The sequence below is a fragment of the Selenomonas sp. CM52 genome (assembly GCF_000292955.1).
In the GTDB taxonomy this organism is placed as follows: Bacteria; Bacillota; Negativicutes; order Selenomonadales; family Selenomonadaceae; genus Selenomonas.
On record NZ_ALNM01000028.1, the window covers coordinates 126,446 to 140,107 of the forward strand.

Annotated in this window: 8 protein-coding genes and 1 riboswitch; all 8 genes read right to left on the reverse strand. The window is 59.4% G+C overall.

Annotation, left to right across the window (positions count from 1 at the left end):
• Positions 1–11 precede the first annotated feature (11 nt).
• From HMPREF1153_RS07165 to HMPREF1153_RS07200, 8 genes are read right to left on the reverse strand one after another with little or no spacing between them, the layout of a single operon-like run.
• Positions 12–1,013, reverse strand: a complete 1,002-nt coding sequence (locus HMPREF1153_RS07165; RefSeq protein WP_009646178.1) for an ABC transporter substrate-binding protein — start codon at positions 1,011–1,013, stop codon at positions 12–14.
• Complete coding sequence (gene cobN / locus HMPREF1153_RS07170; protein WP_009646274.1) at positions 1,006–4,698, reverse strand: cobaltochelatase subunit CobN; 3,693 nt, start codon at positions 4,696–4,698, stop codon at positions 1,006–1,008. The genes HMPREF1153_RS07165 and cobN overlap by 8 nt, the downstream gene beginning before the upstream one ends.
• 28 nt (positions 4,699–4,726) lie before the next feature.
• Positions 4,727–5,872: an adenosylcobinamide amidohydrolase gene (locus HMPREF1153_RS07175; RefSeq protein ID WP_009646265.1), complete on the reverse strand. Its 1,146-nt coding sequence runs from the start codon at positions 5,870–5,872 to the stop codon at positions 4,727–4,729.
• A gap of 9 nt (positions 5,873–5,881) precedes the next feature.
• Positions 5,882–7,846 (reverse strand): VWA domain-containing protein, encoded by a 1,965-nt coding sequence (locus tag HMPREF1153_RS07180; protein WP_009646217.1) that lies wholly within the window; start codon positions 7,844–7,846, stop codon positions 5,882–5,884.
• A gap of 10 nt (positions 7,847–7,856) precedes the next feature.
• Positions 7,857–8,876, reverse strand: coding sequence for an ATP-binding protein (locus HMPREF1153_RS07185; RefSeq protein WP_009646245.1), 1,020 nt, complete (start codon positions 8,874–8,876; stop codon positions 7,857–7,859).
• A gap of 45 nt (positions 8,877–8,921) precedes the next feature.
• Entirely contained in the window at positions 8,922–10,004 is a 1,083-nt protein-coding gene (locus HMPREF1153_RS07190; RefSeq protein WP_009646187.1) for a radical SAM/SPASM domain-containing protein, read from the reverse strand.
• Positions 10,004–11,002 (reverse strand): ABC transporter substrate-binding protein, encoded by a 999-nt coding sequence (locus tag HMPREF1153_RS07195; protein WP_009646196.1) that lies wholly within the window; start codon positions 11,000–11,002, stop codon positions 10,004–10,006. The genes HMPREF1153_RS07190 and HMPREF1153_RS07195 overlap by 1 nt, the downstream gene beginning before the upstream one ends.
• Positions 10,986–12,962 (reverse strand): TonB-dependent receptor plug domain-containing protein, encoded by a 1,977-nt coding sequence (locus HMPREF1153_RS07200; protein WP_009646271.1) that lies wholly within the window; start codon positions 12,960–12,962, stop codon positions 10,986–10,988. The genes HMPREF1153_RS07195 and HMPREF1153_RS07200 overlap by 17 nt, the downstream gene beginning before the upstream one ends.
• A 166-nt stretch (positions 12,963–13,128) precedes the next feature.
• Positions 13,129–13,299: riboswitch (cobalamin riboswitch) on the reverse strand.
• Positions 13,300–13,662: the final 363 nt, after the last annotated feature.

The window sequence follows — 13,662 nt, forward strand, 5'->3', positions numbered from 1 at the left end:
TCTTTACATCTTTACTCCACCGCCGAGAGAAATTCCTGACGCGATTGGCGAAAAGCGTCACCGTAAAGAATCCATGCCGTTTCCTGCACGCCGAAGACGATGTTCTGTGAAAGATTGTAGACGTAACGCGCCCACGGATGGCCGATCTGCTTTTCCCGCACGGCTGTCATCTGCTGAAGAGACGGATCTTCCATGTACTGCCTGCCGTAATTCTCTTCACGCGTTTCTGCGTCTTCGTAACTCGGAAGGAAGATGTAGTCGGGATTCGCCGCGACGAGCTGCTCCTTCGTCATCTCCTGTCCCATGCGGTTTCCTGCAGCGGCCTTTGCGTTGATCGACGCCGTATGGCTGCAAAGCTCGTCGAAGGTACAGCCGGCGCCGCCGTAGTTGGGCATGATGGAGATGAGCGCGATGCTCTTGTGCTTCTTTTCCTCGGGAACATCCTTCATCTTCTCTTCGATCTCCGCGAGCTTTTCCTCCATCTTCGCGATCAGCCGTTCGCCGCGCTCCTTCTCATCGACGGCTGCTGCAAAGAGGCGGATGTTGGCATGGATGTCCTCCATCGTCGCCGCCGCACGGCAGACGACGACCGGCACGCCAAGCTCGCGCATGGCATCAGCGTTCTCGCGGGGAAGCCACGGCGTGACGATGATGAGGTCGGGCGAGAGCGCGGCGACCTGCTCGACAGACGGACTGCGCGTGATGACCGTGGGAATTTTCCCGCGCACCCACGGCACATTCGTATGCTTCTCGTCCGCGAGCGAGTCGTTGACTGCCGCCATGCGCTCCGGCTCGACAAGACCGAGCATCATTTCATCCGTGCCCGCGCTGATCGTCAAGATGCGCCGGGGCTTATGCGGAATCTCGACGACAGTTCCCTCCGCATCGGTCACACGGTACGCGCTCGACGCCTCCTCCTTTTCGCCCATGCAGCCCGTCAGAAAGAGCGCAAAAAGGAGCGTGGCGCATGTGACGACTGCGGCAAATCGCGGATACTTCTTTGCCTTATACAATTTGTTCCGCCCTCTCTTCCAAATCGCCCTCGATGGAGAGGAACAGCTCACGCAATTCCTCTTTCGTCTCCTCACGCGCTTTCCACAAGCCGCGCTGCTCTGCTTCTAAGAGCGTTTCCGCCATGCGGTGCAGCGCCCAGGGGTTGACCTCCTGCAGCCACTCCTGCATCGACGCATCGAGCACATACTTGCGCGCATATCCTTCGTACATCCAATCCTCCATGACGGCGCTCGTCGCATCCCATTGATAGCTGTGCGCGAGATAATTCGCAAGGTCGGACGCTCCCTTGTAGCCATGCTCTTTCATGCCCTCGATGAATTTCGGATTCATCGCCTCGCCGCGGAACAGCCGCTCGGCTTCTGCGGCGACGGTGCGCACGACGATGCGCTGACGGTCGCTTGTATCGCCGCTGTAGGAACGCGGCGCCTTGCCCGTGAGCGCACGCACGGTGGCGATCATGCCGCCGTGGTAGGCGTTATAATCGTCCGAGCTGAACATGTGCGTCTCGCGCGTGTCCTCGTTCTTGACCGTGACATCAAGCTCCTTCATGCGCCGCTGGAAAAGCTCGGGATCGTAGCCGCGCGCCATGCCGTCCGCACCGTAAGCCGTGCCCGAAAAGCGCGTGTAGACAGCCGCAAGATCGTCGAGCGTCTGCCATGCCTTCGACTCCAAAAGGTCGCCGACGCCCGCGCCGTAAGCGCCCGGCGGGTCGCCGAAGATACGGCACGAGGCGCGTTCCCAAGCGAGAGTATGCTCTTCGCCCTGCTCTTCGAGCCATGCCGTGTCCGCGAGGATGTGCTTGCGTACGAAATTTTCATCTTCGTTCTCATCCTGCGCTGCTGCAAGCTTCACAGCCTCGTCGACCCAGCGAATGGCGTTCGGCACGGCATCGCGGAAGAGACCGCTGATGCGCGCCGTCACGTCGATGCGCGGCCGCTTGAGCTTGGCGAGAGGGATGACCTCAAGCCCGACGACGCGCTGCGACGGTCTCTGCCAGACGGGGCGCACGCCCATGAGGTAGAACAGCTCGGCTATGCACTGTCCATGACTGCGCATGTTTGAGCCTGCCCAGAAGACGATGCCGACCGCCTCCGGGTAGCGTCCCTCCTCGCTGATATACTGCTCGACGAGCGCATCGCCCAGTTCCTTGCCGTACTCCCACGCCGCGGGCGTCGGCAGACAGCGCGGATCGAGTCCGTAGAAGTTGCGTCCCGTCGGCAGGACGTCTGCGCCGTTCGTCGTCGGCGCTCCCGCTGGTCCCGGCTCGATATAGCCGCCCGAAAGGGCGCGGAGCGTGCCCGTCAACTCCTCCTCCGTGCGCAGGAGACGCGGCACGATCTTCTCCGTAACTTCGCCGAGCGCCGCCAGAAGTCCTTCCCTGCCCGCTGCACTGTACGAGGCGAACGGTTCCAAAGCCAACGCTTCTCTCGCCGCCTGCGGCATGTAGGCGCGCGCGGCGAGGCGCACGAGAAGCAGGCGCATGAGGTCTTCCACCGCATCGAGCTTTCTGCCGTACGTCATGCCGTCCTCCGTCATGCGTTCGCTATGCTCCAAAAGCTCTTCGTAATCGTAGCCCTCTTCCTTGGCGATGAGACGCAGGAGCGACGGCTCGCCGCCATGCTCGACGCGCACGAGCGCGAGCACGAGGTCTAAGAGTTTTTCAGCTTCCGGAACTTGCCCGAGGATATGAAGTCCCGTGCGGATCTGCATGTTCTTGATGTCCGTCACATAATTGTGCAAAGCAGCGACATAGGCGTCGAAGTCCTCGCCTTCCTCGATGGAATCCTCGAAATGGCAGAGCGCCGCCTTCTCGCGCACGATTTCCTGTACCGCTGCCAGATTGTCAGGCTGAGCCGCACGGAAATGAACGTACTCGTCGAGCGCCTGCTCAAGCTCCTGCAGCTCGTCGAAAGCGCCCGCGAGCTGCATCGGCGGCGAAAGATGGCTGATGAGGCACGCTGCGCCGCGCCTTTTTGCCTGTATGCCCTCGCCTACAATCGTGATCCAGTAGGGATATACGTCGGGCAGATCGCCGAGCGAGACGTCGGGATAGCATTCGTTCGAGAGCGCCGTACTCTTGCCCGGCAGCCACTCCAAGGAGCCGTGCGTGCCGACGTGGACGACGGCGTCCGCCTGCCACAGATCGCGCAGCCAGTGATAAAAGCCGATGTAGTGATGCGTGGGCGCGGCGTCCGGCGAATGCAGCAGCTTGCCTGGATCCTCGCCGAAGCCGCGCGGCGGCTGCACCGTGAGAAAGATATTGCCGTTGAGCGTGCCGGGCACGAGCAGCGTGCCGTCGTAGTTGAACACCTCGCCCGGCGCTTCGCCCCAATCCTTTCTCAGATGTTCCTTGACCTTTTGCGGCAGCTCCTTGAAGAATCTTTCATACTGCGCCGCCGTAAGCTGTCCGTCGGCATTCTTTACCCGCTCTTCACTCATGAAGCGGCGGTCATTCGTCGCGTGATTCGTAAGAATATCCATGAGCTCTTGGCTGCTCTCCGGCACGAAATCGACGCGATAGCACGCCTCACGCATCCTCGCGAGCAGGCGGCGCACGCTCTCTGGCGAGTCAAGCCCCGCCGCACTGCCGATGTTCGCATTCGTCGGCGGATAGTTGTGAAAGACGATGGCTATCTTCTTCTCGCCGTTCGCCTTATGGCGCAGATTCGCCCACTTCTTCGCCTTTCGCGCCAGACGCTCCATGCGCTCCTCAAGCGGCGCATAGCGAGGCGTTCCCGTCTCATCGAGCACCTTCGCCGCAATCGGCACGGCATGAAGGACGCCGTCGAACTCCGGCATACAGACGCTGAAGGACACCTCCATCGGGTCGAGACCCGCAGGCGACCTTTCCCATTCTTCCTTGGGCGCAAGCACCGTATACGCCTCAAGAAGCGGCACGCCGAGCGCATAGAGGTCTTCTATGCGCGTACCGCCCGCTTTGATGGAAAACTTCATCGTCGTGATGATGGCGTCGACGACGGTCTTCCCGTCGCGACAGAAGTATCGCTTCATGGCGTCAAAGAGCGTCGGCGACTCCACGCGCTCGTCGCGATAGGAATTGGAAAAGACTGCGACGGCATTGAGTCCCTGCGCCTCTATCGCACGAATCAATGCCGTGTGATAGGTGAAGTCCCCTGCAATCCACTCCGAACGATAGAAGATGACGCCGATCGTCCTCCGGTCGTCACGACAATGCGCGGCATGATAGCCCTCAATGTCCTGACAATCGCCGTGCCAATCGGGGTGGTATATGCCGTGCCAAGGCAGTATGCGCGGCGGTTCCGGCGCACAGGAAAACCCCATTTTCCGCGCAAGATATAGCAGGAAGTTTTTCATATTCTCCTCGCCGTCGCAGCGGAAATACTGCCAGGCGAGAGCGATTTCCTCTGCCGAGAAGCCATAGCTGACCTTGTCATGCTCGGCATTGTCCACGAGAATCAAATGCGGCGCACGACTCTTCTGCAAAGTGCGCGACGCCTGCTGCAGGAAGGGGTTATCCAACCCTGTGCCCATCCAGAAGAATAGACAAAGATCAGCCTTTTCCTCGAAACTGCGCCATGCTTCCATACCGTCTGCCGTACGAACGACAAGTTCAAGCGCAGGCAGCGCCGCCGCACACTTTTCCCATGCGCGGCAGACGAGCGCAGACACGCGCTGAATATTCGTATAGACCGTCATTTTCATTTCGCTGCACCTCCTGCTTTCCCCTCGTTCATGCACCGACATCGGCATGTGTTTCCTTCGACGCCGTTTCCCCTAAAGTTTCGCGGCCGCGCTCGATGACGGCATACACGAGGAGATGCTCCATCGACTTCATATAGTCGTCCTGCATGGACACGCTTTCTTTCAACGAAAGAAAAAGAACCTCTGCCATCTCTTTCAGCAGTGTTTCCGCTGCTTCCCAAGTTTCTTCTTTTTCCAAAAGCCCCCAAAGATACTCGTCGTAAAGATGGATGAAGAGCACGCCCAAGGGAAAAAGCGCCGGCACGGCGGTCACTTTTTCCAAAGCAGTGATGAATTGCGCCTTGATCAAGGGATCGGCACCCGCCTCTTCCCTATATCGCTGCCACAGCGCTTCTTCCGTGACGCCGAAGCGGCGCAGGCGGCGCAGCAGGTCGTGCTGCTGCGCGGGCGTAAGACCCGACTGCCTTTTGAGCGCTTCCTTGACTGCCGCCATGACGGCGAGACCGATGAGCTCGCCGAGCTTGGAATGTTTGCCCGCACCCTCGAAGAAGAGCGGCGATTCGCTGTTGGCGACGACGATCGTCTGATCCGTGCCCGAACCCGTGGCGAGTCCTGTGGAATAGCGGCTCGGCGCCATGAGTTCCTGCAGCGCCGCCGTCTTCGCCTCCGTGCAGGTCACGAGAGCACGCGCAAGGATGCCGGGCGGCAGATCGGCGTCGATGACGAGCATGATGTTGATCGTGCCGCATTTTTTCTCCGCCGTCTTGTAGTAGGATGCAGGATCGCCGACGCGCCCGCCGTTCGTTTCCACGCCGCCCGTTACGATCGCCGTTACGGTCAGTTCCTTGTAGCTTCGCGACACGATAGAGGCGTTTTCCATGTGCGCCGCCGTACCCATGCCCGAGGTCAATTCCGGCGCAAGACCAAGCCGCTCCGCCACGATCTTCATGCTCTCGACGTACGTCGGTGCGAAGGACTCGCAGGGCATTCCCGATCCCTGCGTCATATCGCGGTTGAACACCGCCTCGAAATCCTCATGGTAGCCGCCATTGTAAAGCGAAGTGCTCAGTACCTTGCGCGGCCCGCTGAAAACCAAAACGATGCTCTTGTCATAGCGATAAGCGATGTCGCCCGTCGTCAGTCTTGCCAATTCCATCTGCTTTTGCTCCTCCATCACGCACCATCACTCTTGCATATCGCGAAAACGCCGCATGACTTCCAATACACCTTCGGCACAAAGACGTTCCAACGTGGCATATCCCGCATTCATGCGCTGCGCGATCTCAGGCGCCAGTCCCACCTTCGGAAAGCTCTTCTCCGTATCGAGCACGATACAGTGCGCGTCTCTTCGCGCGATCTCCTCCGCTGCGCGCAGCGCCTCCTCCTTCGCCTTCCCCGCTACAGAAACATTCGTCCTGCCGTCTGTCACGAGCACGAGCACCGTCTCCGCGCCTTCCTTGCGACCGAGCTCATCCATCATCTTAAGCGCGGCGGCAAGTCCCTCCGCGAGCGGCGTCTTGCCGCCCGTCGGCAAAGAACGCAGCGCCTTTTCCGCCAGCTCCACGCTTCGCGTCATCGGCAAGAGCGTTTCGGCGCTCGTGCGCCGAAAGGCGATCAGTCCCACGCGGTCACGCTTTTGGTACGCTTCGCGCAGGAGGGCGAGCACCGCGCCCTTCACCATCTTCATGCGCTCCTTCGCGCCCATAGAGCCGCTTGCATCGACGAGGAAGAGGATGTTCGCGGCGGCACGACGCGCCCGAATCCATACGCGCAGATCCTCGGCGCGTATGACGACGGCCTGCTCGCCATGCCTCTGCCGCTGATAAGGCGCCGCCGCGCGAAGCGTAGCGGCAAAGGCGAGGTCGATGCGCCGTCCGCTGCGCGGCAGCGATGTGCGCCAAGGACGTCCCGTCGGCACGTCAAGCTGCACGATTGCGCGTCTGCCGCTCTTGCCCTTCCTCCCGCACACCGCCTCGCGCAGGAGAGAAAGCCGCGCCATAACCGTTTCTATGGAGTGCGTCTCATCTCTATTTTCGCCGCCCGAATCGCCATCTGCAGGCGACGTTCGCTCCTCGTCGGTCTGCGCCGCTTTTTCCTGCGTTCCTCCTGTATCGGCTTCCTGCTCTTTCGATTCTCCGCCCATCGCATCTCTCGTCAAATTATCGTCCGGGCGTTCATCCTCCGCCGCATCATCCGCCTCATCTTCCGACTCTTCCTGCGGCTCAGCTTGCTGTTCCTGCGGTTGTTCCTGTTCCTGCGGCTCTTTCTGCTGTCTGCTTCTCTCTTCGCGCTGTTCCTTTTTTCGGCTCATGCGATGCGCGAGCACGAAGAGAGCAGCCTCCTCGATGTCCTGCGGCATCACATAGATGCGCCCGGCGAGCGCCGCCAAGGCGCGCGCCGCTTCCACGAGATAGATTTCGGCGCGATTTCCCACGCAAAGGGCACGTGCGGCGTACTGCGCAGCGAGATGCAGGATGGCACGGGAAACTTCCACAGCAGGAAGCATCTCTCGCGCTCGTGCCGTCTTCTGCTGCAGCTCGGCTTCCTGCTGCGCATACATGCGGTAGAAAGCTTTTGGCGCACGCTCAAAGGCGAGCACGCGCCGCGCGATCTCAGCACGCTGCTCCGTCTCTTCCACATCATCCATCGCTGCGAACATGCCGAAGCTGTCGAGCAGCACGGGCGAGAGCACGCCTTCTGCGGGATCCATCGTCCCGACAGGGATGCAACTTATCTCCTCGACCGCTGATATGCCGTCGCGTTCCAAGGAAAACATCCCCGCCGACGCGCTCTCTAAGACAGACTTCAAGACCTCCTCGCGCAGGAGGTTCACCTCGTCCATGTAAATGAGCGTATGCGCCGCACGATGCAGGAGTCCATGGCGCAGACGACGCTCGCCGTTCCGCACGGCCGCATCCACATCGAGGCTGCCGAAGACCATATCGTCCGTCGCGCCGAGCGGCAGTTCGACGAGACTCCCCGTCGGCGTGAACGGCGCTGCCGCACGCACGAGGACAGATTTCGCCGTGCCGCGGTTGCCTGAAATGAGCAAGCCGCCCGTGCGCGGATTCACGAGCGCGAGAAGAAGCGCCCTCTTCGCCTGCTCCTGACCGACGACAGCGGTAAACGGATAGCGCGGATATTCCATGCCCATCTCCTCAAGCCAGTACATCATCCACGGCAGACCAGTCGACCTCGCCCTCCTCGAAGGGGCGGCGGCGTAGGCGATGCGCGAGCACGAGGCGGCTGACGGCCTTCATATCTTCCTTTGCGACCTCCGTGCGCCCCGAGAAGGCGGCATTCGCCATCGCCGCCTTGATGAGCGTAATGTCGGCGCGATGCCCGTCAACGCCGAGCGCGAGCGAGATGTGCGCCGCCTTTTCCAGCATTCTATCTGCCACGGCGACGCTTTTGAGGAGAGAGCGCGCCCTTTCGATTCGCTCGCGCAATGCCTCCTGCCGCCCCTCGTAGGACGCTGCAAAGTCCTCCGCATCCTGCTCATAAGCGATGCGCCTCTTCACCACCTCGATGCGATCCTTCGCCTCGCGCTCGCCCTTCACCATCACCGAAAGGGCGAACCGGTCAAGCAGCTGCGGACGTATGTCGCCCTCTTCGGGATTCATCGTGCCCACGAGCACGAAGCGTGCAGGATGCGCATAGGAAATGCCCTCGCGCTCCACCGTATTGACGCCCATCGCCGCTGAATCGAGCAGGATGTCAACGATGTGATCGTCGAGCAAATTGATTTCATCGACATAGAGAATGCTGCGGTTTGCCTCCGCGAGGATGCCCGCCTCAAACTCCTTCCTGCCATGCCGGATCGCCGCCTCGATATCGAGCGTGCCCACGACGCGATCCTCCGTCGCACTGACGGGAAGCTCCACGACGCGCATGGGGACGCTCTCCTCCTTCATGCGTGCGCCCGCCGCAGCCTTCCTGCGGCAATCGTCGCAGAAAAACTCCGGCGCCGCAGGGTCACAGCGGCACGCACAGCCCGCCACCGCCCGCATGGCGGGCAGCAGCCCCGCGGCGGCGCGCACGGCGGTCGACTTCGCCGTCCCCTTCTCGCCCTTGATCAGCACGCCGCCCAAGGACGGCATGACGATATTGAGCAAAAGCGCCTTCTTCATCTCTTCCTGCCCCACGATGGCAGAAAAGGGATACGTCTTTTTCATCATGCAGGTTTTCCCTTTCTCCAAATTTTGGAATCTATCTTGAAGACCTTACTCCGCACGGTACCCTTCCTTTTCGAAAACTGCCGATACTGCCACTCTCTTCAACGCACATTCCGCCCCACACGGCCCTTCTTGTTCCATTCCCAGCCAGCGCGCGAAGCAGCCGCCTCCGCAGGCGGCAAAATCGGGGCATCGCCGGCAAAAATCCATGCTCCGCTGCATCTTGGCAGATACTTCCTGCTGACGACGCAAATTCACGCCCTGTATAACAGCGCCTAGGAAGAAGCGCTCATCACCGACAAAAGAGGAGCACGCGTAGATGCCGCCATCGGCATCTACGTGGACGCCTTCGCCGTTCATCGCATAGCAGTGGGAAAAATCGCTCCCGCAGCGCCCTGCGATGTCTCTCGCCTGCTCCTCCTGCGATATGGCGAGGCGGCGTCCCGTCAAGCGATAAAGCGCCTCGCGCCGAGCGAAAACCTCGCGCATCGCCGCCGCCATATCGCTTTCTCGCGGCAAAGCGGCGTTCGTGCCGCGCCCCTGCGCACGCAGGAGGTCGAAACCGACGCGATGCACATTGCCGAAGTAATAGGCCATATCGACGACATCGGTCAGGCTGTGGACATTCTCCGCCGTCACGACGCACGTCAATCCGATACCGACGCCGCGCCGCGCAAGGCGCTCGATGCCCGCCGCCACGTCAGCGGCAGAACCTCTGCCGTCCGAATATTGCCTTTGGCGATCATGCAGCGCAGGTCTGCCGTCGAGGCTCACGCCGATGCCAATATTGGAATCGCATAGGATGTTCACCGCCTCTTCCGTCAGCAACGTGCCGTTCGTCTGAACAGCCATGTGCGCCTCGATGCGATGATCGCGCACATAGGCGGCGATACGTGCAAGGAGAGGCAATGCAAGCAGAGGTTCGCCGCCCGAAAACTGCAGGAGAAACGGCTCCCCGCAGGAGGCAGCCAGATCGACAGCCCGCCGCGCCGTTTCCCATGCCATCGTGTGCCTCGCTTGGCCGCTTGCATAGCAATAGCGACAGGCGAGGTTGCAGTCTCCCGTCAGGCTCAGCACCAGCATCTTCAGCCCCATCGCCGCCCCTTTCCGGCACGTTTGCACATCAAGCATCAATTTCCTGCACTCGCGCCGCCTTCATCGGCAAAACGCTCAGGATAAACGGTCTTTGCCAGCACATAGACGGCTTCGACGGCATTTTGCGAGGCGCTGTAGCGGTACGTATCGGGCACGCAGTAGAGACGGTTCTCGCGCACCGCCTTTACATGCTTGAACAACGGGTCATTGCGCAGCTTCTCACGGAATTCTTCCGTCTTTTCCCCCTCGGCGCTCCATGACGGCAGCAGGAACACGTCGGGGTCGAGCGCGACGACCTGCTCCATGGAGATGCTGTTGTCCTTCGTGAGACCCGCCATCGCTGCGCCGTTTCTGAGCGCGGCATGGCGGCACATGTCGTCGAAGAGGTCGTCGCGCCGCCCAAAGACGCCGCTGAAAGCGAAGGCGACGACGATCGGCCTCTCGTCTTCGGGAATGTCCTCCGTGCGCCGCGTCACATCCGCCAAGCGTTCATGCAGCCTTCCAGTCAAGGCCGCCGCTTCCTCTTCCCTGCCGATCACCTTGCCGATGGACTCGATGCGCGGAAAAACCGCATCTATGCTCCTGGGCGTTTTGGAAACAAAGACCGTCAGGCCCAGATCGCGCATACTCGCCACGAGTTCCTTCGGCACGCTGTCCGTCGTGAGCACAAGGTCGGGATGCTGTGCGAGCACGCGCTCGGGACTCTTGTCGTGCAGCTTGACGGGTACGGCTTTCGCCGCCTCTGCCATGCACGAAAGTCCCGCATCGTCCACATAGGAGGAAAGCGCCGCAATCTGTTCGGGCGGCGCGAGCGCGAGCAGGATTTCATCCGTGCCGAGATTGAGCGACACGATGCGCTGCGGCTTCTCGTGCAGCACGATCTTCGTCCCCATATCATCGACGCCGCGGAAAAACTCGCCCTCATCCTCTTCTGCCGCCGTTCCTCCTCGCGCACAGGCGCAGAGGAGAAAACTCGCGGCCAAAAGAAGCGCCAGCGCACCGCCGCGCCGCACGATGTCAAAACGTATGCGCATAGGTCAGGCGGAAATTCAGCGGCAGATCGAGGTTGCCGTAGCGGTTCGAGTAGTTTTCCCTGTCCAAGAGGTTGTAGACGCCGAGCGTCACGGTATCGTTCTTTCCCGCCGTATAGATGAGATTCATATTGAGCTGCAGCTTGTCGGGCACATCCTGCGCTGTTCCAGACGACGGCTTGTAATACTCACGATCGCCGAGGTACTTGAGATTCAGATTCCCCTGCCATTTATCCTTCTTGTAGTCGACGCGCACAAGACCTTCGATGCGTCCTGCATCCTGCACCCATTCCCGCTTCTTGCCGGCGGGATCCTGCACTTGGGGATTGGAATAGCCTGCGCCAACAGTGACGCTCCACGTATCGTTGAAGCGCTTCATATATTCAGCTTCAAATCCCGTATTGCGGAAATCGCCTTTATTTACTGCATAATAATCGCCTTTCGCATCCTTTGCCCAACCGAGCTTGTTTTTCATATCCATGTGATAGACAGCCGCTTTCCATGTATCGTTGCCATGGCGATGCTTGATGCCTGTCTCATACGTCCAGCCGTTTTCCGGCCTCAATCCTTGCGGATTCATATTCTTGTAACGGAACACATCATCCACCGTCGGCATCTGAAACGCCTTGCCGACGTTGATGTACCATGCCGTATCCTTGTCAAGCTTGTAGTCTGTCTGGAACTGCGGCATAAAAACGCTTTGATCTTTTTCGGGATCGTTGATCCACTCGCCGCGCAGACCGAGCGTGAAGTTGAAACGCGGCGTGAACTGCTTGCTGTAGGAAGCGTAAAGTGCATTGCCCGTGCGCGTTGCATCCTTCTTTTTCTCGATAAGATCCACAGCCTCGCGCTTATAAGAATACCCAAGAATCAAGGAATCGACTCCCATCTTCCAAGTCTTCTGCACATCGAAAATTTCGCCGTCCAGCACAGCATTGGAGTCGACCTTTGCATGCTTGACATAATCATAGCCGTCAACCTTGCGATAGTTATAGCCAAGGACTGCATGGATGCCGTTTTCCTTGCCCTGATAAACGAGATTCGCCGTATGCCGATAATCTTCGAAGCGATAGTCATATTTTGTCGCCGTCTTCACAAGATGATTTCCGGCCTTTTTGTACTTGATGCCACCGCGCGTAATATTGCCTTCCGTATAGTTGTAGTTCAAGGACAGCTCATCCGTGAGCGCAACGCTTGCCCCCAAGCGATTCTTCTGTCCCTTGCCAACCCACCAATCGATCCAGGAAACCTTATCCAGTCCGAACGCATTGGAATGGGGGATGTCCTTCGACCACTCCCTGCTCACATCGAGCATGAAGCGGTCGCCTTGGAAAAATACTTCTGCCTTCTTGAAGTAGTTCCCCGCCGTCACACTCGCCTTGACAGCTTCCTCGCCTGCTTTCGGTTTCTTCAAAATGATGTTGATGACGCCTCCCATCGCCTCGCTGCCATAGAGCGTCGATGCCGCGCCCTTGACGATCTCGATGCGCTCGACCATGGCGGCGGGTATATTTTCCGTACTCGGATAGTTCTTGAGATTCATCGGCACGCCGTTGACCATGACAAGCGTGCCCCTGTCATAGCCGCGCAGCGTGATGCGTCCTGCGCTGAAGCCGAAATCCTGTCCTGCCTCGCCGTAGGACGTGCTCGTCGAGCCGATCTGCTGGTCGATCGCCTCAAATACGTTGCGATAGCCTGCCTTTTCGATGTCCTTCGCCGTGATGATCGTCGTCGTCGCGGGCGTATCGAGCTCGCTCTTCCGCCTGCGCTGCGCCGTCACGAGCGTATCGGGCAAATCATGACCGCCGCTTTCTGCAGTTTCCGCACTTTGTTCCTGCACCTGCGTCGTTTTCGCTGCCGCCTTTCCTGCCGCCGCATTTTCCGCCGCATACGCCTCGCCCGCAAAGCTCATGCCCGCAACTGCCGCGAACACCGCCCATGTCAGATGTTTCTTGCCTTTCATCTACATCACCCTTTCCCAAAATAAAGCGCCCCTCCTGCGAAGCAGAAAAGGCGCATAAGGGCGGCGCAAAAAATCCCCGGCAATTTCGCCGGGAGGATTGCGTTCGTGCAGCCGAGGAAACGCCAAACGGCGCTTCCTTAATCCCCTTCCCATCACTCGCAGGTCAAATGGCGATTGTCCATCAGGCAGTTCTCCTGGCTTCAGCTCATCACTCGCCTGCGCCTTCCCAAGGCATTCGCCTCAGTGACTCAGGAAGCACTGATAAAATGAAGTCGCCCGGATTTGCACAGATGCGCCGGTTCTATCGAGGAGACAAACCGGAGGTGTAGCAGTGCTACGTCGAGGATTTGTCGACGACGAGAGGACGGCGCAGATGTGTAAAGATGGGTGGCTGAATTTATCAGTGATTCCTATTACAATAGATTTATAGATCAGGGAAGCGGTACGCGACCGCTCCTTGTCTACCTCATTACCTAAGCTGTAGAATGAGAGTGCATTGGTCTGACGCGTGATTCCTGGAACATTACGTCCGCAATTAAGTCCGTCATCCATCCTCCCATTCCCAGCAGTTCGTTTTATGCAGGTAGAACTGCGCTTCTGCACGTTCGTGTCAACCCTCAATAGATCGAATCGGCAATGAGGAGTTTGGTTTACCATTGCTACAAATCTATTGTTTTGGAGGGATTCACATGAACGCTGT